Source organism: Desulfoscipio sp. XC116 (assembly GCF_039851975.1).
Lineage (GTDB): Bacteria > Bacillota > Desulfotomaculia > Desulfotomaculales > Desulfallaceae > Sporotomaculum.
In genome coordinates, this window is the sequence record NZ_CP156660.1 from 496,076 (window position 1) to 517,569 (window position 21,494).

At 46.4% G+C, this 21,494-nt stretch carries 18 protein-coding genes and 1 pseudogene; 12 read left to right on the forward strand and 7 right to left on the reverse strand.

Features of this window, described 5'->3' with window-relative positions:
• Nucleotides 1–185 precede the first annotated feature (185 nt).
• Together ABDB91_RS02435 and ABDB91_RS02440 are read left to right on the forward strand one after the other, a co-directional pair.
• Nucleotides 186–1,316 (forward strand): putative sulfate exporter family transporter, encoded by a 1,131-nt coding sequence (locus ABDB91_RS02435; protein ID WP_347490039.1) that lies wholly within the window; start codon nt 186–188, stop codon nt 1,314–1,316.
• Nucleotides 1,317–1,563: 247 nt separating this feature from the next.
• Nucleotides 1,564–1,698 carry a hypothetical protein gene (locus tag ABDB91_RS02440; RefSeq protein WP_347490041.1) on the forward strand — a complete coding sequence of 45 codons (135 nt, stop codon included), beginning with the start codon at nt 1,564–1,566 and terminating at the stop codon, nt 1,696–1,698.
• Here the strand turns inward: ABDB91_RS02440 and ABDB91_RS02445 are convergent.
• From ABDB91_RS02445 to ABDB91_RS02455, 3 genes are read right to left on the reverse strand one after another with little or no spacing between them, the layout of a single operon-like run.
• Nucleotides 1,695–3,152 (reverse strand): hypothetical protein, encoded by a 1,458-nt coding sequence (locus ABDB91_RS02445; protein ID WP_347490042.1) that lies wholly within the window; start codon nt 3,150–3,152, stop codon nt 1,695–1,697. The two genes, ABDB91_RS02440 and ABDB91_RS02445, sit on opposite strands and share 4 nt — an antisense overlap.
• A 9-nt stretch (nt 3,153–3,161) precedes the next feature.
• A complete protein-coding gene (locus tag ABDB91_RS02450) occupies nt 3,162–3,776 on the reverse strand; it encodes a response regulator transcription factor (RefSeq protein WP_347490043.1) in 615 nt (204 codons plus the stop codon).
• 5 nt (nt 3,777–3,781) lie between these two features.
• The gene (locus tag ABDB91_RS02455; protein ID WP_347490044.1) at nt 3,782–5,386 is read right to left on the reverse strand and encodes a histidine kinase; all 1,605 of its coding nucleotides are present in this window, start codon (nt 5,384–5,386) and stop codon (nt 3,782–3,784) included.
• Nucleotides 5,387–5,897: 511 nt separating this feature from the next.
• Between ABDB91_RS02455 and ABDB91_RS02460 the strand changes: the two genes are divergently transcribed.
• Nucleotides 5,898–7,235, forward strand: a complete 1,338-nt coding sequence (locus ABDB91_RS02460; RefSeq protein WP_347490045.1) for a putative sulfate exporter family transporter — start codon at nt 5,898–5,900, stop codon at nt 7,233–7,235.
• A 181-nt stretch (nt 7,236–7,416) separates the two neighbouring features.
• Here the strand turns inward: ABDB91_RS02460 and ABDB91_RS02465 are convergent, their stop codons facing one another.
• Complete coding sequence (locus ABDB91_RS02465; RefSeq protein ID WP_347490046.1) at nt 7,417–7,785, reverse strand: hypothetical protein; 369 nt, start codon at nt 7,783–7,785, stop codon at nt 7,417–7,419.
• 300 nt (nt 7,786–8,085) lie between these two features.
• Between ABDB91_RS02465 and ABDB91_RS02470 the strand changes: the two genes are divergently transcribed.
• The 8 genes from ABDB91_RS02470 to ABDB91_RS02505 all read left to right on the forward strand — a co-directional run bounded on the left by ABDB91_RS02470 (nt 8,086) and on the right by ABDB91_RS02505 (nt 18,531).
• Nucleotides 8,086–8,541, forward strand: coding sequence for a universal stress protein (locus ABDB91_RS02470; protein WP_347490048.1), 456 nt, complete (start codon nt 8,086–8,088; stop codon nt 8,539–8,541).
• Nucleotides 8,542–8,873: 332 nt separating this feature from the next.
• Entirely contained in the window at nt 8,874–11,579 is a 2,706-nt protein-coding gene (locus ABDB91_RS02475; RefSeq protein ID WP_347490049.1) for a stalk domain-containing protein, read from the forward strand.
• Nucleotides 11,580–11,951: 372 nt separating this feature from the next.
• Entirely contained in the window at nt 11,952–12,746 is a 795-nt protein-coding gene (locus tag ABDB91_RS02480) for a transposase (protein ID WP_347488274.1), read from the forward strand.
• Between the two features lie 96 nt (nt 12,747–12,842).
• Nucleotides 12,843–14,426 carry a tyrosine-type recombinase/integrase gene (locus tag ABDB91_RS02485; protein ID WP_347488273.1) on the forward strand — a complete coding sequence of 528 codons (1,584 nt, stop codon included), beginning with the start codon at nt 12,843–12,845 and terminating at the stop codon, nt 14,424–14,426.
• On the forward strand, nt 14,419–15,225 hold the full coding sequence (locus ABDB91_RS02490) for a tyrosine-type recombinase/integrase (RefSeq protein WP_347488272.1): 807 nt from the start codon (nt 14,419–14,421) through the stop codon (nt 15,223–15,225). Before ABDB91_RS02485 ends, ABDB91_RS02490 begins: the two co-directional genes overlap by 8 nt.
• A 73-nt stretch (nt 15,226–15,298) precedes the next feature.
• On the forward strand, nt 15,299–16,540 hold the full coding sequence (locus ABDB91_RS02495) for a tyrosine-type recombinase/integrase (protein WP_347488271.1): 1,242 nt from the start codon (nt 15,299–15,301) through the stop codon (nt 16,538–16,540).
• Nucleotides 16,533–17,498, forward strand: a complete 966-nt coding sequence (locus ABDB91_RS02500) for a tyrosine-type recombinase/integrase (RefSeq protein ID WP_347488270.1) — start codon at nt 16,533–16,535, stop codon at nt 17,496–17,498. The genes ABDB91_RS02495 and ABDB91_RS02500 overlap by 8 nt, the downstream gene beginning before the upstream one ends.
• Entirely contained in the window at nt 17,485–18,531 is a 1,047-nt protein-coding gene (locus ABDB91_RS02505; RefSeq protein WP_347488269.1) for a tyrosine-type recombinase/integrase, read from the forward strand. Before ABDB91_RS02500 ends, ABDB91_RS02505 begins: the two co-directional genes overlap by 14 nt.
• 173 nt (nt 18,532–18,704) lie before the next feature.
• On the opposite strand, the pseudogene ABDB91_RS02510 reads toward ABDB91_RS02505, so the two are convergent.
• Nucleotides 18,705–19,451 (reverse strand): annotated as a pseudogene (locus ABDB91_RS02510) (site-specific integrase); the annotation flags it as partial.
• Nucleotides 19,354–20,001 (reverse strand): tyrosine-type recombinase/integrase, encoded by a 648-nt coding sequence (locus ABDB91_RS02515; RefSeq protein ID WP_347490050.1) that lies wholly within the window; start codon nt 19,999–20,001, stop codon nt 19,354–19,356. The gene ABDB91_RS02515 and the pseudogene ABDB91_RS02510, both read right to left, overlap by 98 nt.
• Nucleotides 20,002–20,089: 88 nt before the next feature.
• On the opposite strand from ABDB91_RS02515, the gene ABDB91_RS02520 reads away from it, so the two are divergent.
• On the forward strand, nt 20,090–20,524 hold the full coding sequence (locus ABDB91_RS02520; RefSeq protein WP_347490052.1) for an AAA family ATPase: 435 nt from the start codon (nt 20,090–20,092) through the stop codon (nt 20,522–20,524).
• Nucleotides 20,525–20,776: 252 nt separating this feature from the next.
• Here ABDB91_RS02520 and ABDB91_RS02525 read toward each other — a convergent pair whose 3' ends face one another.
• Nucleotides 20,777–21,253, reverse strand: coding sequence for a TrmO family methyltransferase (locus ABDB91_RS02525; RefSeq protein WP_347490053.1), 477 nt, complete (start codon nt 21,251–21,253; stop codon nt 20,777–20,779).
• Nucleotides 21,254–21,494 lie beyond the last annotated feature (241 nt).

A 21,494-nucleotide genomic window follows, 5' to 3' on the forward strand; every position in this document is an offset into this window, starting at 1 on the left:
TTTGTCGAGAAAGGTGGTGATTAGTAGGTATTTGAACCTGTAGTTAGTTGGTAAATAAAAGAAAGGATGAGAATCTATTAGGATATCATACAGCCGCCCGGTCTTTTTTTATTTGCCTTGCCGCCATGAATAAAAGTTATTATACTTAGTTTAAGTTGGTTCAAATAACTTTTAGAGGGTTTTCCATGCTGGTGCGAATACTTTACCTGATATCCAGACTTTTACCGGGCATTGCCCTGATGCTGGCGGTAGCCGTGCTGGCCAGAGGCGGCGCCGATCTGGGCTTTCCGCAGTGGCCGGGGCTGGAAACGATATTCGCCTCAAAACCGCTGACCGGCAAAATATTAATTGACGTACTGCACCTGAATTATATTCTTATTTCCATCTTAACCGGCATGCTGCTGAGAAACCTGGTGGGGTTGCCGGAGGTGCTCGTGCCGGGCGTAAGGACTTCCCGACTGTTTATCAAAATTGGCGTAATTCTGCTGGGTTCGTTGTACAGCATTGCCGATCTGGCCAGCTTGGGCTTGACCGCCTTTTTAATTATCTTTTTGTTTATTTCCCTGACCCTTTTATTTACCCTTTATCTCGGCCAAAAGACGGGCATGTCCCCCGCTGCCGCCTCTTTGCTGGCGGCCGGCACGGCCGTTTGCGGGGTTTCGGCAATTGTAGCCGCGGCTCCCGCCGTCAGGGCTAAAATATCCGACGTGGCTTATTCCATAGCTACCATCCTTGCCGTGGGACTGATTCTTTTATTAACCTTCCCGACCATCGGCACGGTGCTGGGGCTGAGTCCCCACCAGTTCGGGGTCTGGGCCGGCACGGGCATAGTCAATTCCGGCCAGGTGCTGGCAGCCGCCCTGGCCTTCGACCACGGCACCGCCCACAGGGTTTCCGAGAGTTTAAAAACGGGAGAAATTTTTAATTTAACCAGGATCATCTTTCTTCCGTTTGTTGTGCTGGCCCTGGCGGTGTATAACAGCCGCCGGCTGGAGGATGAAGAAAATGAGTACGCCATACACACGAGTTTTTGGGACAAGTTTCCTTTGTTCGTAATCGGGTTTTTCGTTGTGGTGCTGCTGACCTCATTCGGCCTGCTGGGTGAAACATCCCCGCCATCCGCTGAGCTGGTGTTTATACGCAACCTTTACAACTGGTTCTTTGCCATCGGCCTTTCCGGCCTGGGTATGCAGATATCCCTGGGTGAATTGCGTAAAGCAGGCGGTAAACCGCTGGTGGTGGGGACAGCGGCCGCCGTGGTCAAAGCCGTGGGGGCGCTGGTGGTGGTGCTGCTGTTCATCAGCCGGCAATCGTAACGGCACGGAGCCGGACAGCTAAACTTTGGCGGGAGCGCCACCTCCGCCGAAGCGGAAAAGCAGAAGGGGTTGTTGCACAACGGGCTAAATAGTTCATAGTGCCGCAGCTTTTTATAAAGATACCAAATTATTATCGGAATAATTGGCTGAACTTAGGAAAGGGAGTATCGCTTACTACTCTAAGAAAGTAGTTTCGCGACACCCCCTCTTGGAATTAGCTGAAGCTACCGGCGAGGAGGGAATTGTCTTGACAGACCGGCATGACCGGAACAATGATGAACAGGATAATTTAAATTTACTTTTAAATTCCGACCGCTTGGAAGATTACGCCGCTCTGGCCGTATCGGCACTGATTTTAATACTGGTGCTGCTGTTTCATTAACCCGGTTGGCCGCTGTCTTTTAAAAACACCACCGTACCGGCATAAAACCCGCCGGCATCGTACAGGGGCGCCAGTTCACAGTAAACATCCCCGAAGGATAAATCCCTTCTGGTTACAGAACCCGACCCGATGTTGCTTTCAACCAGTCCGGCCAGTTCAGTGTTCACATGATTAATATCGGCATCCGGCTTCACGCCGCCCAGGTAATAACTGGCCATCATGTTACAGGTAACCACCTTGCCGTCCTTATCCACAAAAACCACCCCGTCGGGAGAAAACTCAATTATCTTCTCCAGTGCCCGGCCGCATAGTTTTTCCTTTTCGTGACTTAGACTGACCACCACCAGCGCTCCCAGCAGCCGGCCATTTTTCACAATCGGGGCGGAAATAATCTCCAGCAGGTTATTGGCCTTTTTTAAGGTCAGCTTGCTCTCAAGGCTATCCAAAGGCCCGGTTATTTCCTTCAGGGAGGTTTTCTTTAAAATTATTTCCTTTTCGGCAAACAGCTCATGAATAACATTGTTGGCAAACACCACTCTGTTAAACTTATTGGCAATGATGATGCCCTCTTTTAAATGGTTGAAAATATTAAAATCAATGTTTTCAAAATAGGACTGAATATTGTTGGCGTTCAGCAATTCTACGATAAACTGGTAGATCAAGAAATAAAGTGTAAACAGCAAAAACATGATGGTGATAATTCTGTAAGCGGCAAAATTGCTTTGCCGGTCAAAAAAGTAGACCTCCAGGGAGGAGTTTTCCAGGTCCGCCCTGCTGACATTATAACGATCGGCCTGGAACTTGAATGTTTCAGCGCCGGGGCGGAAATTGGCCAGGGAAGCCTGCTCAAAGGGCCAAACCAGCGGTACCCCCGCCCGGTTCAGGACCCCTGCTTTGACCTGACCGGTATTGTACTTGAGCATAAACTGATTTATAAAATCATTAACATTGAAAATAATCACCAGATAATGCTTGCCCGCCTGCCCCGCGGCAACTGCGGCAACTCCCACCTGGTCCAGGCGGCCGTTTTTTTCCACGCCGAAGATATAGGGAATGCCCTGTGCGCTGCCGGCCAGGGCACCCCGGTAGAACCCGGGTTCATCTGCTCCGGGGTTATTTCCTCCGGATGCGTTTCCATTAAACGAGCTGATTATTTTTCCCGTCCGATCCAGCAGGCAGACGGCTGTAATCCTTTTATCCCTGCCGGCAACCGACCGCAGCGTTTGGCCGGTCGGCCGGTTTTCGTCCTCAACGAAATTGGCCGCGTCCTCGGTCAACAGCTGCAGGTCGCGCAGGTAAGAGTATACTTCGGTTAACACGATCTGCCTGATATTGTCCCGGCTTTCCGTGACCACCCTGTTAATATAACGGAATTCCAGAATGAAAAAAAAGATTATCAGCGTTAACAAAAAGATTACGGCAAAGTAAGCAAGAATCTTTTTTTTGCTGGTCAAGGTCTCCACTTATTGAATCAACCCCTTTTTGACCGCGGAGGCCAGGGCTTCCTCAATGGTATCCACGCCCATTTTAGTGCAAATTCCCTTGATCCTTCTTCTTAAGGTCGAGATACTGATAAACAGGGCGGCGGCAACATTTTTCTGGCTTTCACCGCCGGCAATCATGTGCAGTATCTGTATTTCAAACTCCGACAGTCCCGTTCCCGAAAGTCCCATCAAGGCCTGCATGTTCAGCCCGGGATAAAGGTAACGGCCGTCCCGCAGCGTAATATGGATAGCCGATTTGATTTCGTCAAAAGAGGCGTACTTGGGGATAAACCCATGCACACCGTGCTCCAGGGCTTTTTTAATAAACAGCGCATCGTCATAGGTGGTCAGCGCGATAAATTTTACCCGTGAAGCCTTTCGCCTGATTTCCTGACACAGCTCCAGCCCATCTCCGTCGGGCAGTTTTATGTCCAGCAGGATAACATCCACATCATCCGGCAGGTTGGTCCTGGCCTGGGCACAGGTGCCGGCCTCGGCCACCACCGCCATCCCCTCTTCCATTTCAATCAGCCTTTTCAGGCCTTCGCGCACTATATTGTGGTCTTCCACCAGCATTATCCTTATCTTACCCATATGCATTATCCTTTCGGCTGGGCGGGAATGGTCAAGGTCAGGGCAAAACCGCTTTCATCGCCGGCGTATACCATGTCGCCGCCGATTAAATTGGCCCTTTCCTTCATACCCCACATTCCTTTGCCCGCCGTTAAATTTTCCGGCGGCCGGCCGTTGTCCATAATTTCTATCTTCAGAATATCGTTTTCAACTTTAAAATAAATGTCCACTTCTGTGGCGCTGCTGTGTTTGACCACATTGCTCAACGCCTCCTGGATTATTCTGTAAATAACAATTTCCGCAGTTTTACGCACATTAAAGGTCCGTTCCTTGTAAAACATGTACACCCTGACACCCTGCATTTGTTCGAAATTGGACACATAAGACTCCAAGGCCTGGATCAGCCCCACTTTGTCAATTAAGTACGGGTGGATGTCATTCATAATACTGCGCATATCCATGGCGGCATTCTGGCAGTGTTCCCTCAGTTTGGCCAGGTCGGCGTAAACCTCCTCGGGGATTTGTCGGTGCGCCCGCAGTATATAGTCCAGCGAGTGGATGATGGGGGACATGCCCCTGCCGATCCAGTCATGTATTTCAATGGATATTTTCTTGCGCTCCGCCTCAATGGTGTCAAACAAATACTGCTTATTTTTGTGCATCTCCACGGGATGCGCCAGCATGGCCGCCCCGGTCAGCTTATTAAAATCCAGCAGCGGGTAGTAATCAATATTGATGAATGTTTTTTCTTCCGCTTCATTTAAAATAACCTGGTTATTTAATATCTTTTTATGGTCCAGCAGTACATTAAATAGCGGTTGGGTCAACCCCTGAGTTTTGGGATATTTCACGTGCAGGCCGTTAAGTGATTCGGCCTCGATTGCAGAAACGGGAATATGCATCAGCTCCGCCCAAGCCGGGTTGACCCGGGTGATGTTGCCCCTGGGATCGATTACCAGCGCGGCATCCCTGGTGTGATCAAGCAGCTTTTGCGCGTGACTGTAGTTTATCGACAGGGGGTAAAGCAGATGCCGGGCGCCCAGCGCCGTAACGCCCAGAGCGAGCAAAACCAAAACAGACGCTAAAAAACCGGTTTTATCCAGTAATTGCTCTTCACCGGCAGCCGTTTTGGCAACGGTGCTTTGATGTTCAATCAGCAAGCGCCGGGATGTATCCAGCAGCTGCATAGCCAGCAGGTCATACTGCTCCCGGTACAGCGCCTCGAAATCCTCCCGATTGCCGGACCGGATAAGCGGCGCCACTTCTCCGCGCACATAGGCAACGTAATCCTGGGTTAACAGGACCATTTTTTTCAACTCGGCTTTTCTGGCCTCTTTATCAGCCCGATTAATCAGGTCCAGCTCTTTTTTAATTAATGTGGTGCTCATTTCATTAAATTTGTCTAAAAAATTTTGGTCATTGTACGAAATATAGGCCTGGGCATAGTAAACCAGCAGCCCTATATCCGGTGACAGGGCGTAATTTTCCGCCAGCAGTTCAAAATTGCCGGACAGGGCTTCAATCTTCGCCGCCGTTACCTGCGTGCCGTACAGGTGCAATGCCGGCACGAGCAATAACAGAACCAGGGTGGCGTAAAACCAGTTGCGCACGCTTTTGCTTATGGCCATCATTTTTCACCCCACCACCTATTTCACTATTATACGTTTATTTCCTTTGTGAATCATAATTATCTGCTAATTGAACCAAAGTGTTCGCCCTCTTGCATCATTGTATCCAAGTAGCAAGCAGAAAAAATCATCCTGCGCCCCAAGGATATGAAAGCGCTAAGAAATAAGATAAAATTTTTATAGTAATTATTAGCTTTAATTATTTCAGTTATAAGCTCCTGTAATATTGTTTGCACAGCTTTAGCCCCGGTAAGTGTATGGTGCCTGTTAACTGCCGGCTGTTACAGGCCCTTTTTACTTATCACTGATCAACTGATTATTTGAATTTATTTTATCTCGTTAATCGCCCCGCTAAGACTCCCGCCTCGCATAAGGAAAGGGGATACACCCGCTGAAGCTTGGGTATTTCTCCGGGGACGGGAATGTTCCAGCTATTGGAGTTAAGCGGCGGTAAACTCGAAGTAAGTGCGACATTAGTGCATTGCATAAGTGCATTTAAAGGAGGAATTATGCTATGTCCAACAAACCTGCCGTAAGCGGAGGTTGGTCAGACCTTTACAAAAAAGAAGATTGGTGGGCGGTATGGCTTGGACTTGGCCTGGTAATCGCCGCGCTGTTGCTGTGGTTTTCCGGCAGTTCCATCAGCCCCGTCAGTGTATCCATCCCCAAGTGGTCGGAATTTGGCAGCGTTATCTCATTCTTGGGCGCTAATTTCGGTTCGCTGGTATTCATGTTTATAGCCTTCGCGGTGGTTTTCTCCATCGCCGTGAAAATTCTGGGACACCAATTAAGCGAGTTCATTCCCGGCTTTATCCTAATTTTTATCGCCAGCGTACTGGTCTCAATTTTCGGCGCCTGGGAATGGGCCGGCAAATATAACCTGGAGGCTCCGCTGGTAGCCCTGGCCCTGGGGCTTATCATCGGCAACATTGTAAAAATGCCCAAGTGGATGGAAGCTTCATTGCGCACAGAGTTTTACGTTAAAGTAGGTATTGTTTTGCTGGGCGCCACCTTGCCTTTTACCAAAATCGTGCAGGCCGGCCCGGTGGCTTTTACCCAGGCTACAATTATTGCCGTTTCCACATTTTTAGCCATTTATTTTGCGGGTTCCAGGTTGTTCGGCCTGGATAAAAGATTTGCCGCCACTCTGGGCGCCGGCGGTTCCATTTGCGGCGTTTCCGCCTCCATCGCCATCGGCGGCGCGGTAAAAGCCGATAAGCAGCACGTGTCCGTAGCCATATCACTGGTGGTTGTCTGGGCTATTATCATGATTTACGCTCTACCGGTATTCATCTCCGTCTTTGGCATTCCTGCCGGCCCCGCAGGGGCCTGGATCGGCACTTCGGAATTCGCCGACGCCGCCGGTATGGCCGCGGCGGCTGCCATTGGCGATCAGGCCATCACTACCTTTACATTAATGAAGGTTGTGGGCCGTGATATGTTCGTGGGTATCTGGTGCTTTATCCTGGCCATTATTTCCATTACCATGTGGGAGAAGAGGGAAGACGGGACCAAACCCCAGGCTTCGGAAATCTGGTTCAGGTTCCCTAAATTCGTACTTGGCTTTTTTGTGGCCTCCGCGTTGATCACAATGGTTATCGCCGGCAGCGACGCGTCAACATCCCAATCGATAACTGATAATATTATTAAGCCTATTACCACTTTAAGAACCTGGGCTTTCATCTTCTGTTTCCTGGCCATCGGCCTGACCACTCGTTTTAAAGAGCTGACCTCGGTGGGCTGGCGTCCCTTTGCGGCCTTCACCACCGGTGTATTAATCAATGTGCCGCTGGGCTACATTTTCTCCATCCTGATTCTGGGCGGCTACTGGGCTGCCGTTGCCGTCAAGTAATTCAATTCAACCCGGCAATTGCCAGATAAAAGTCCCCGGACACGCACTATCGTGCGCCGGGGACTTTTTGCCGCAATTGCAGCCGTAATAATTTGGCACGTCATTTTACTCTACGGCGGCGCAGCCGGCTGCAGCGAGCAGGCTGCGCCGCAGGTTGATGAAGCACAGGGAACAACAGCTGCTACAGCAGTCCCCACTTGCGCTCATACTCCACCTTAAGTACAAATTCGTCATCGTAAAAGCCGTTTTCCCTAAGCAGTTTCAGTGCGTCGTTAAAATCGAAGGAGTCGGTTTCCATAATTACCCTATCTTTTTTGCCGCTTATTCCCCACCGATTGTGGGCCGCCAGCAGGATTTCCATCATGCCGGCGATACGGTCCAACCGCTTGGCCAGGAAAGCGCCTAAATTCCTAATCTCCCCAGGGCCAACCGCGGCGGCATTAACAACCCGGTTCAACGGAGGTTCTTCTCCCGGCCGCCACTTTCTTTTTTCATAAAATTCAAAGATAAATTTGGCTTTTTGGATGCAGGTAATATTATTTTTATCCATTGTTTTCCCTTCGGCCTTTCGCAACAATTTACGGACGTTTAAACCGCCGGGCACTCCGACCGTTCTCACGGCTTTGCCCGATCCTTAAATCATGTCCGCACAAGGTTTTTTGGATTTATTATTGAAGTTTATTATATCATGCAACGCGGCACAGTAGTCACATTTAATACTTTCGGATTCCCCGGACCGGCTTTTAGTTGACGGGTATAGCGCCGTTTAAACAGTTTGATCCCGTTAACCGCCGGTTGGTGGACATAATATTATCATCGTAAACGCCATAGCGCTGAAAGAAGGGATGCCATGCCGTCGCAAATATTATATGTAACCGACGGCTCACCGTCGGCCCGCGAAGCAGGCTTGACGGTACTGGAACTGGCCGGTTTATGGGACGCGTCCATACGGGTCGTTTTTATCATTGATCAAAGCTGGAGTCATATCCTGGGAGATGAGTGGATGAGCGGGGCCGTTACCCGGGCCAAATTTTTCAGCTGGCTCGGAAAAGGTTTGCAAAAACAGGCTTCCGCCGTGCTGGATGAATTTTGCGATCTGGCGAAATCCCATCGGGTGCAAGTGCGGCAGCAACTGCTGGTGGGCAATACCGCAAAGCTGCTTATTTCTCTTGCCCGGGAAGCGGACCTGCTGGTGCTGCCCAATCCTTACGCAGCCGGACATCCCGCCGAGGGCGGGTTGAAATTCAATCTCAACAAGCTGATCCGGGCGATCAAATGCCCCGTCTGGCTGGGCAACCAAGTGTGACCTGCATTAAATCAAGTAAGGGGCTGTAATAATTAAGAATTGATTTTCTAATGCCGGCGCCAATGCCGGCATTTGTTTTTTATGGGGGTGATTTTAGGGTTTGAGATAGTCCAGGGAAGCTGCGGCCTACATGCATATGTTGCAATAATTATGGTCCAAAGAAAATGCTATTTAAAATCGTTATTACTTAACAGTTAACTATCTTTAATATTGTATAATTTGCCATCATAGGGAGGAGACGGAAAGAATATGGTGAACAATGTAATAGTAGGAACACCTTATGGTTTCTTTATGAAAATTGGTCAAAATAGGCTACAAAGGAGGAAAATATATTGGGTAGGGTTATTGGAAAAAGTGAATTTATTTTATTGGTTGTTACTCTTTTCTCTCTTTTTACGGTAATTATGCCGGTCGTAAGTTTCGCAGCTGACAATGATTATACGAAGTACAGCAGCACTTACGCCTATATTACTGCTGATGACAACCAAGAAGCAGGTACTGCCACTGTAAGAAGTGATGATTCTGTAGAAGATAATGTTTATGCAATTCAAATCAAGTTATCATTGCCCGACGGCGCTGAATTCACTGATAAGCCTGTTGCTAGCGGTGATTATGCCTGGAATAAATTCGTAAGCGGAGCCGGTAATTATGGCTTTGTTAAATCTTATTCCAATAGTATAACTATAAAAGGCTTTGGTGCTGCAGTAGCTGACTGGGACAATACTTACGTAACGTTTGATTTCTCAGAACCTTTTACCCTTGACATTGATTCGGACTTTACAGGCAACCTGGAAACAACAATTGAGGTTTGGGGACTCACAGGTAATGATCCCGACGATCCTAGTACAATTGCATGGAGTGAATCTGATACAGTAACCATAGCTAAGGTTGGAGGAGACAGTAACGTTCTTGTATCCGCAAAGTCTTCGAAAACCGTTAGCACAGGCAGCAATAAAAAAGGTGCAGAAATCAGGGTTTATGAAACTCAACCTAAAAACCTTGGATCTGATGCAACAGATGGAATTGAGGAAGTATATTTTGATATTTTGACCAGTGGCGTTACTTTTAACGACACTCAAGATGAATGGCAAGCTGCAAGTTTTGGTGCTGCTAGTACTCTTAATGTGAACCCTGATGATGATCAACAAATTATTTTCACGCCTGAAAAACAATCTTCCATCTTCCCTGGGAATATGACATTTACTCCGTATCTTGACGTAGACTCCGATGTAACTGGCGACATTAAAATTCGCGTAACCAGTAAAGACGGTACTGTCGATAAAACCACTGTGGTTGCAGCTACTGTAACCGGTATTGGTGCGAGGGCAAGAATTGAACAGCTTGAAAACAATGATACCGTTATATCAAGCGGTGAAATAGCCGACTTGGATGTTTCATTTAAAATAGTAACCGAAGGCGGCTCTACTTTCAAAGCCAGCGACATAATGACTTTTAGGCTTAATGAAGGGAAGTTCGCCACAGATCCCAGAGTTAATTCAGATAAAGCAACAGTAAGGCGTTACGATAATAATAAGGCTTTTTATGTTTACTTTAATAGTGAAATAATAGGTGAAATAACTTTGGATAGTTTTAAAATTACCCTGGATAACGATGTTGAACCAGGTGACATTACCTTGACCATAAGTGGCGATTATGGCGACTTGGGGGATGTAACCATCGGTATAGCGGCTTTGCCCATAATAGTAAAAAGCACTGAACCAAGCGATAAGGCTACTAATATCAAGACCAATAATAATATTCAGGTGAATTTTAACCAAAAAATACAAAAAGGAAATGACTTTAACCTTATTGGAGTTAAAGACAATGATAACAATGCGGCTAATGTAATTGTGTTTATTGAGGATAAGAATCTTATAATTAGCCCGGTTGATAGCCTTGGTTACAGTACAACTTATACCGTTAACATACCCGCTGCAGCAATAAAGAATTTAACAGGTAACACACTTAATAACGACGTTAAATTTACCTTTACAACTAGATCTAACTCAAACGTGGGTGGTGGTGCCGGCCCCGGCGGGGGAGGTAATTATGATCCCCCAAAGGATTCCGTTAATGACATTAGCGAAAAAGTGAATGATCTTCTGAAAAATGCCGGCAGAGGGGATACGATAACAATAGATTCCGCCGAAATTGGGCCTAAAGTTATCAACTATGCAACTCTACATAAAATTACAGAAGCAGGTTGTAACTTCTCTATAGATTCACAAGAGGCAAAGGTTAATCTGGCTTTTGAGCCCGGAGCTTTGTTGGTTCCTGAAAGGGAAGTTGGAGAAAGTGCTCTAATTGAGATTTCAGCTTTAATAGCTAACGAGGATGAGGATCAAGATGCAAAAAACTATGCTATTTCAGTTGGCGGTAAGGTTTTACGTGCTTATAATTTCAATATAAGCGTTAAAGAAACTGAAGAAGCTGATGGCACAGAGATTCATACCTTAAACGGCAATGCTAATGTGGTGCTGGACCTTTCAGACATGGATTTAGATGAAGTTAATACCGACCTTCTAACAATTATGCACAAGCAATCTGATGGTACATGGGTGGAGATGGAAAGTGTTTATGACCCTGTAACCAAGACTTTAAGGTTTAACACTAATAGTTTTTCAATGTTTGCAATAATTGAAAGGATGGAAAAAGAAAGCAAAATAATAAAGTTAACCGTTGGTCAGACGGAAGCCATTATAGATGATAATATATACGTATTGGATACGGAACCTTACGTAAGTACAGATGCTGATAGAATATTTGTTCCATTGCGCTTTATTAGCGAAACCTTGGGAGCCAAAGTGGATTGGGTTGATCTGAAAAACACTATTATCATTAAGGACAATAATAACGAGATCACATTAACCATAGGCTCTAAGGATGTTTCGGTCAATAACCATGCTACAGCTATTGACTGTGCTCCCGAATTGCTTCCGTCCGGGAAAATTTTTGTACCTCTTCGATTTATAAGCGAAACATTAGGTGCAACGGTGGAATTCGATCCAAGCACTAAACAGATAACCATTAATAGATAATAATTTCCTTGATATAAGCAATGTTGTTTTTCTTTGAGTAAATTTAATATCATGTATGACATTCATTATTAATAGTCAAAATGCCGATTCAAGGCTTCAAGCTCCGTAAATATACGGAGTTTTTTCTTTTTTAAGGGGGGATGCCAATGGTTATGTAGACTTCATCCATATGTTGCAATAAGCAGGCTACGAAGGTGTGTGATCATTAAAATGAGTATTCCGGAGCAAAATTCATCACCTGTCCGGTACATGGAAATCAACATTCCGGGTTTTGGGAGATCATGATTCCGTTAAACGGAAATCAGTTTCTATAAATCTTATAATGGAATTATGCATCGCAAGATGTAAATCCATTATAAGGATGTCATGATTATGACCAAGTATCGAGAAATCCTAAGGCTAACCAGTCTTGGATTCACCCAGCGCAACATCATGCAAAGCTGCAATGTTGCACAGAAAACTGTTGTCAAAGTCCAGCATCGTGCAAAAGAATTAAATCTTGCATGGCCATTGGACGAACTCATGACGGATAAGGCTTTAAAAGATTTGATGTTTCCTAAAGCAGGCAAAGACATTAGAACCAAAAGGATGCCAAATCTAACCTACATCCGCAAAGAACTATTCCGTAATGGGGTCAGCAAAAAGCTCCTGTGGACAGAATACATGGAGGATTGCCGCCTGAACGGCCAAGAACCACTCATGTATTCGCAGTTCTGCTATTACATCCAGCAGGACGAGCAGAAACGCCGTGCTACCATGCACATCAACCGCAAACCAGGGGAACAAGTTGAGGTTGACTGGGCGGGAGATCCAGCACACATCATTGATCCGGATACCAGTGAAATCATCAAAGCCTACATCTTTGTCGGTGTTATGACCTACAGCCAGTATACCTACGCGGAAGCATTCATCAATGAAAAGCAGCAGGCATGGATCAGTGCCCATATCCACATGTACCAGTATTTCAACGGTGTGGCAAAAATCCTAGTACCCGACAACGCAAAAACGGCCGTGGTACATAATGGCGGATGGTATAATCAGCAGCTAAATGCCGTCTACCATGAGATGGCTGAACACTACAGCACAGCCATTATACCTGCAAGGGTTTGCCACCCCAAAGATTATTCTCAAAATGGTATTATCTTTAAAATCAGCAAAACTGCTTAAGCATATAGCCAATCAATAGCTGAAAATTGAAGATAATAATCCATATATAGTGCTATCCTTTAGACAGCCTGATACAGGCCTGAAGGAGGATAACATATGACAAAACTAGAAACTGTCATCAATACCCTTTTGCAGCAGTTGAAATTTGAACTTGCCAATGAAACTTGGGAGTCTAGACGTCGTTATTTCAACCAAATGCTAAAGTGTGCTAATTCACTTGGCATTACGGAACCGTGCGCGGAGCTGTATGATACATTCATTAGAGATGACAATGGTTCGACGGAACGCCACGCACTGCATGTTCGCTGCGTAAGACTGGTTGACGCATTAGCATGTACACAAGCCCAAGATGAATACGGCATACCGTTCAACGAACCACCCATGCCGGATGATGCAAAAGTTCATGAGTTTTTTCAGGGCCGAGAGTTCCCAATAGCAGCAGACGTGCGTATTGATCACCTCATTGTCAAGGCTGAGATTGAAATGAAATACCTCAATCTCACGGATTCTACTATCGGGCAATACAAGCATTCCTGGATGGACATACGACGCTATTTTTATGATGCTGGTATTCTTGGATATGATGAAACATTGATGAAATGCTTCATCCAAGAAATAAACAACTTACGTAATAGTGGATCCATGAAGGAATGGAAGTGGAAAATTAACCGTAAGGCGGCACGTGTCCTGATGGAAGTTGCAAATACAGGGTGCTTCCTGTGGGGAATGATCAACCGAGATGCCAACTGCAACAGCTTAGAGACAGAATCTATTCGTTCACAGTACCTTGTATCGTTGGAACAGCGTAATCTCAGCAAATCCACAATCGACCTGCACGATTATGTATTCCGAAAAACCGTGGAGTTCACCGAGATAGAAACTCTAAAGGATTTACTATCTCTAACACCCGAAAAGATCCATCTTGTCATTACAAAATTTGCATGCATCTGCAATAGGCGGAGCATGGCAACTATACTTCCAATCCTGCGTTCACTGTTGGCGTTTTTTTTTACAGTTGGCCTGATCAAAAAGGATTTGTCCGGCCTTGTAATGGGAGGTTTTGTACAGCGGGGCTCGGTTGCCGCATATATTTCTGAAAAGGATCAGACAGAACTGGTTGCATATCTGGCTAGAGAGTCTAAACGCACAAAAGCAGTAATTCTTCTTGCCATGAATTTGGGATTGCGTGATTGTGATATCTGCAATCTCACTTTTCAGGCGATTGACTGGCGAAATGATAAAATCAGGCTGATCCAGAAAAAGACAGGTGAACCTCTCGTACTACCATTGCTCCCGGATGTAGGCAACGCACTAATGGATTACATTCTGAATGAGAGACCGAAACGAGCTGACCATTACCCCTATATATTCTTACGGAAACAGGCGCCTCACAATAAACTGACTTCAGTTTACTCAATCTGTTCCGGACTGCTTGGTTGCCTGGGGATTAAGCCGGTAAACGGTACTGCTACGGGCGTGCACCTTTTTCGGTATTCCATGGTACATAGACTTCTTGCAGCTAAAGTACCTCACCAAGTCATTACTGATGTGCTTGGACATACCTCAAAGGAATCCGACAAGCCTTATCTGTCCATGGAGGAATCCATGCTCCGGATGTGTGCTCTGAATCTATCCGTCATAGGCAGGGTTTCATGGAGGGGTGGTGCTTCTGATGACTGATTATATATTTAAAAGCCTCCTTGGTGTTTGCATTAGAGACTTTATCAGCCAGAAACGGGCATTAGGTTATCCTTACCAGTCTTCAGCACGAATACTGTATCACTTTGATTTACTTGTGGCTGAGAAGTTCCCGGGAGAGAGCACAATCACACAAGAAATGGGCTCTACGTGGATCCATTCAAAGCCTGGAGAGCATCCAAACGGCCTTTTAAGGAGGGTTACTCCGGTAAGGCAGCTTGGTAAATACATGAAAGGGCTCGGATACAATGTTTATGTTATTCCCGGTCATATCCCGGATAGGCAAGTTAAGTATGAGGCCCATATTTATACGACCGCAGAGTTGAAAGCCTTTCTCAAGGCCATTGATCATTGCCCTCCTTCACCATTTTCTCCGACCAGGAGATATGTCATGCCGGTCATTTTCCGCATGCTATTCTGCTGCGGGCTGCGTTCCTCGGAAGCACGCCTACTGAAAAAAGAGGATGTTAACCTCGAAACAGGAAAAATATCCGTCCGGGAATCCAAAGGCTGGAAAGCCAGGATCGTATTCATGAGCGAAGATCTGCAGAAAGTATGCAGGGAGTATGATTCTATAATGGAATCCATATTGCCTGGTAGGCAGGCATTTTTCTCGAATAAAGATGGAACTTGTTACAATAAGTCAGTTATTGATTGCTGGTTCCATGAGTTCTGGGACAAACTGCCAGAAGCTAGGGCGGTTACAGGAAACCCCGCAAGAGTGCACGACTTCCGTTATCCGTACATAAATAAAATCCGAACCTTCAGTAAAACAGCGTAATAATAAGCCTTTCCCCAATAGAAAGGTATGGATTTTATTTTCATGCTGTATACTCCGAGCAGGAGGTGTACAGATGAATACACAAAATCTAAGGGATAATTATCCCAAACTAATCGGCTACATGGAAAGGGCCGGTTATAGTGCCACATATATAATAAAAGTGCGGCGCGAGATAAACCACATTCTCTCCAGGGCGGATTCAAATGGTTGGACGTCGTACAAGGATATTTATCAAGAGTACGCGAATAAATCCACTTCCCGGAGCTATCTGCGCAACATACTAAATTGCCTTGGTATTATTGAGCGATTTGACAATCGCGGTCAGTACCCTGATGGACGGCATCGGCAGCAGATCATCAAGCGCGGCCTGTATCACTTGTTGTTGCCGGAGTTCAAAGCGGTAGTTGACTGTTATCGGGCATCAGAAAGCAGGCGGAACAAGAAGGCAACCACGATCATATGCGAAGCGAGTCACGGCGCGAGTTTTTTGTACGCTTTACAGCAGAAAGGCATTAATACTTTCGGTGCGATTACAGAGGCGGATGTGTTATCTGTTTTCATTGGCGAGGACGACACACTGCGCCGGAGCTGCTCATACAAAAAAGACATCGCAGCAGTTCTCAAAGCCTGCATAAGGGAGAACCCTGAATACTCTGAGTTTACGAGAATACTGGCTTACCTGCCTGAATTGCGCGAACACCGCAAGAACATCCAGTATTTGAAGCCGGATGAAACGGATCAGATAAAACAGGCTCTCGAAAATGAGTATTCGAGGCTTTCGCTCAGAGACAGGGCGGTTGGTTCACTGGTTCTTTATACCGGGCTGCGTTGCTGTGACATTGCAGGTCTGAAAGTCAATGATATTGATTGGGAAAAAGAGCTAATCTGTATCAAACAGCAGAAGACTGGCGCTCCCCTTGAGTTGCCGCTTTCTGTTATAGTAGGCAATGCCGTCTATGACTATCTTGTGTCCAAACGCCCGGAAACCGAGTGTGAATTCATATTTATCTCTGAAAATCGGCCATATGGGCGTTTGTTGAGCGGAAGCATCGGCAATATTTCCGACAAGATAATGAAAGCCGCAAACATCAGACAAAACGCTGGCGACAGCAAGGGATTTCACATGTTTCGCCACCGCGTGGCAACAGAGCTTCTTGGCGGCGGTGTCCCGCAACCTGTTATCAGCAAAGCACTTGGTCATACGTCCCCCGATTCCCTGGAAGCATATCTCAGCGCCGACTTTAAACATCTCAAAGAGTGTGCGCTCAGTATAGAACGGTTTCCAGTGCCGGAGGGGGTGTTTGCACATGAGTGAGTTCATATCCTCCATTGCACCGCTCATGCGTGCGTTTGTTGCCTTTCGGAAGGCTTCTGGACGTTGGAATGAAGCCTCTTACGAAGTTAATCTGAGTCTGTTCGACAAGTATTGTGATAAGCATTTTCCCAATGTTTCTGAGTTGTCACAGGACATGGCGGATTCATGGTGCGCCCAGCGCGAAACGGAAGCAAACAATTCATGCCGATCAAGAATATATCCTGTTGTCAGCTTCATACGTTATCTGCGCAAACGCGGGATGACTTTCGTTACGGAGCCAACAGTACCACAAAAAGAGCCGAGAGACTATATCCCACACGCGTTTACTGAAGCGGAACTACAGAACTTCTTTATGGCTTGTGACTCAATATCCGCCGATCCGCCCACAGAAGAACAGTTGTCGCGGCGGATAACAGTCCCCGTATTCTTCCGGCTGCTGTATTCAAGTGGAATCCGAACGAATGAGGCACGGGCGCTGATGCGTGAAGACGTCGACCTTGACAGCGGTGTTGTGAACATCCGCTACTCCAAGGGTCATGCGCAGCATTATATTGTGCTGCATGATTCTATGCTTTTATTGATGCGGCAGTACGATGGAGCCATTGATAAAATGTACCCGAACCGGGTCTACTTCTTTCCTGCCAGAAAAAGAAACGGAGGCTTCCACAGAGCATCCTGGGTACAACGAAATTTCCACAAAGTGTGGCGTCAGCATAACTGCGGAAACGTTGTCCCATACGAACTCCGACATAATTATGCCGTTGAGAACATCAACGGTTGGACGGGCGTAGGGTTTGATTTTAACGCGAAACTGCTTTACCTTAGCAAGAGCATGGGTCATAGCGTTTTGGAAAGTACGAAATACTACTATTCGCTTGTTCCTGGGCTGGCCGACATCATTGAAGCTCAAACCGACGAGGGCGATGTCATCCCGGAGGTGAACTATGAGAGCTACTAACGAGTCCGTCGTTATTGCGAGGCACATTAACGCTTTTCTGAACGAATATGTTCCTTCCCAGAAGACCAGGAGCGCCCACACATTGAAAGCATATAGTGATGGGCTCAGTTTATATGTCGGCTTTCTTGAAACGGAAAAAGGCATAAAAGCAAGCACTCTCAACGGTGCTTGCTTTTGCGCCGTTAACATTGAGGAATGGCTTGTTTGGCTGATGGAGAGTCGTACGTGCAGCCCTGAAACATGCAACAATCGGTTGGCTTCGCTTAGGGCTTTTCTCAAGTACCTAGGCGGCAGAGACGTTTCATACCTTCACTTGTCGCAGGGCGCGTCACAGATTGAGCGAAGGAAAGCACACGCCAAAAAAGTGACTGGCATGAGTAAAAAAGCGGTGAGTGCCTTGCTTGAAGCCCCTGATCCGACTACAAAAGCTGGTCGCAGGGATATTGCCTTGATGGTCGTCATGTACAGCACCGCCGCACGGATAGACGAAATATTGTCTATGAAAGTTGAGCAACTACACTTGGATGTTGATAAGCCAAACATCACAGTCATCGGCAAGAGGGGCAAAATCCGAACGTTGTATTTGTTGCCAAAGGCCACAGCCCACCTTAGGGCGTACATCAAGGATTTTCACGGATCAGCACCTAATCCGTCATCTTTCGTGTTCTACTCAAGGAACACGGGTTCTACAGGGAAGATGAGCCAAAATGCTGTGAACAAACAGCTTCGCAAGCACGCACAAGTGGCGCGATCAGTCTGCGACGAAGTCCCCACAGACATTCACGCCCATCAGCTGAGGCACGCCAAAGCCTCTCACTGGTTGGAAGATGGTATGAATATCGTCCAAATATCTTTCCTCCTTGGTCACGCTCAGCTTCAAACGACGATGGTTTATTTAGACATAACCACTGAGCAGGAGGCAAAGGCATTAGCAACGCTCGAAGATGATAACGACAAATCTACACCTAAAAAGTGGCGCAATGCAGACGGCACCTTGTCCATGTTCTGCGGTGTGCGAGCAATGAAGCGGTAAATATTATCCGAACCTTTTGCTCGGAACTTTCTTTGATTATCATGATTTTGGCGAAAGGTTCGGATTTTATTTATGTACGGATAACTGAAATCGTATGCCCTTGGTCTTGAAGCGAGTACAAAATCCGGATACGCCAGCTTCCAGATGCGGCGGAAGTTTCCGGAAATTGCCCCCGAGCCATAGCAGGTATCTCTGCTTGGGAAAAAATATTTCCTGGCGGGGAATAAGAAAGAAATGGAGCTCTCATATCTCTTTAGATAACCTGAAAGCTCAGTGCTGATATATATCCTCCGGTTCTTCGGACCTTTAGACTGCCTGACATCAAGAAAACCGGCATCTAAATGGACATCTTCATAAAGCAAAGTCCTTACTTCCTTGCATCTCATGCCGCAACAGTACAGAAGCCGGAACATTGCGGGAATTACAAGTTCGCGCCCTTTAAAGCCTGGATGCGCCTTGATGGAATCGCATTCTTCGAAAAAACGTCTGATTTCTTCAGCAGTAAAAAAATATGGCGGCTCCGGTGTCTGCTGAGTAACGGTTTTAGGCGGTATGATATATATGTCCGCATACCCGTGTTTTATTAGAAAGCGTCCGAACTCCCTAAAAACCGCCACTACACCGTAAAGGGAGCCCGGTGAATCTGCCACGGTATCAAGATATCCCATGACACTTTCTTTATTTGGGAGTGTTTCTCCTGTCCGGTTTTTTTCAGTATATCCTACATAATTCATCAAGTAGTAGCCCGAGGTCTCATAGATGCAGCCCAGGCGCTGTTTGTAGAGGATGAATTCCTCTGCCAATGAACGCAGTGTATGTTCCTTAATCATGGCACACCTCCGGAATAGGAAGCGTGCATTCGGCAAGCTTTGCATTCTCGGTGGAAAGATACAACACCATGACACTGTTTGGATTTCCATGCCCGGGGGTTTCAGAGATCACAGACAGGGGAATTCCGTGCCGGAGCATCCTTGAAGCGGTGCTATGTCTTGTAATTCTTGTGCCATAAATTCTGCCGTTTGCTTTAATGCCGGCATCCAATATGATATGGAGCAGCACATTTCTGCAGCCTGAGTGTGTTTTCAATGGTGCATATGGTGCATTATCTGAAAGGAAGACATATTCAGAGTCCGATGCCGGGCGCTCTGAAAGCAGGTAGTCGATGAGCGCATTTCCAATAGATGACACAAGCGGTATATTTATTGATTTTCCTGTTTTTTCTTGAACGATATGGATGTAATCATGTCCCCAGTCGATATCTCCCAGCTTGAGATTGCAGATATCCACAGCGCGCATACCTGTTTCAAGCGCAATTAGGCTGAGCGCTTTGTTTCTAAATGAAACATTTCCTGATTCCAGATATTTTAACACCTTATCATGCTCTTCATCGGAATAAACTTCAAGGATGTCTCTTTTCTTTGGTAAGTGTTCCGGTAGTTCTGATTCGAATCTTGCGGTGGATTCGTGCATCCTGAGGAACATCTTCAGCCCCGGTAGATGGGAGCCGAGGCTTGTTGGCTGGTAATGCTCCCTGCATACCAACGTGATAAAGGTGACAGTGTCGCCGCTTATCGTAGACGAAGCGCATCTTTTGGACAAAGAAATGTTAGAAGAGGTAAGGTTCCTTTTAAACTTTAAAATGGATGCCCAAAGCCCTATGGCACTAATTTTGGTGGGTCAGAGCGAACTGTGGGATAAGTTCCAGCTTCAAGCGTACGCCGCCATCCGCCAACGAATTGACCTGCAGTGCAAACTGCCGCACCTGGATCGAGCCCAGGTCGGGGAATATATTAATCGGCACCTGGCTTATGCCGGTGCCGAACACGATATCTTTTCAGATAATGCGGTTGATGAAATTTTTCGGTATTTCAGCGGTGCGGCCAGGCTTGTTAACAAGGTCTGCAGCCATTGCATGCTCTATGGAGCTCAAAACGGCCGTCGGATTATCGATGATCGCATGGTGAAGTTGGTTATCCAGGGAGAATTGTTATAATTCTCCCTGCCCCGGGCGGGTGGTCACTGAGTCCGTCAATTCATGGACAATTAACGCCGTCTATTGCTGGACGTTACAGACCGTCAGTAACAGTTAGCCGACATAACTAGAAGTGGAACCAACACATTTGATGTATTGAAATGATAATGATGCAAATCAGGTTGATTATAGGTAAAAAAGTGATTGTTTATATAATCCGCTTATAATAAAAGACCCGCATGGCAAAAAAACTGTCATGCGGGTTTGGGTTAATTAAAAGTTAAATTCGCTTTTCCAGTCAAAATCGCCGGACTTTTCACAGCTTTTGGGCCAATGGCTGCACCATTGGGGGACAATAGGTGCCTCCACACGGTCAAGACTGGGGATATAGGGTTTGATGTCCAATACGGGGCTGTCGTTGTCGGCGTCAATGTATGCCAATCCGATCACGGCGTTCTCCTTGTCTATATAGGTTACCTGGGCGCAGGAAAGCGCCAGGGGATTAGGGCGTTCCGGCGAACGGGTCGCAAAGGTGCCAAGAAGAGCGGGACCATGGGTATAAGGACTTTTTACCGAAAGCTTTGTCCGCGAAGCCTCATTGTCGCAGCCGCTGAACCACCAGAATACCTGCAGATAACCAAAGCTCTCCAACACTTCCAAGGCAGGCAGATATGATCTGTTCAAAACGATATGCGTTTCAGACTGATTGTTAACAATTTTTCCAACTGGTTTTACCGTCATTTTTTCCATAAATAAATTCCTTTCGTGGTTTATTTACGGTACCGTAATTCTCAGTATAACGATAGTTTTTTATACTTCAAGCCTTTTTTTAACTGCATGCTGCCTGGTCGCAGCGATTCCCGCCGATTATCCTCGGTACCGGGGAAAAGGTTGCAATAAGCTCTACGGTTTTTAAATTCACCCTGCCGCTGTATGGTTCACCGGCTGCTCAGTCAAGTAACTGCCTGCCCGAGCAGGAAAATGGATAAAA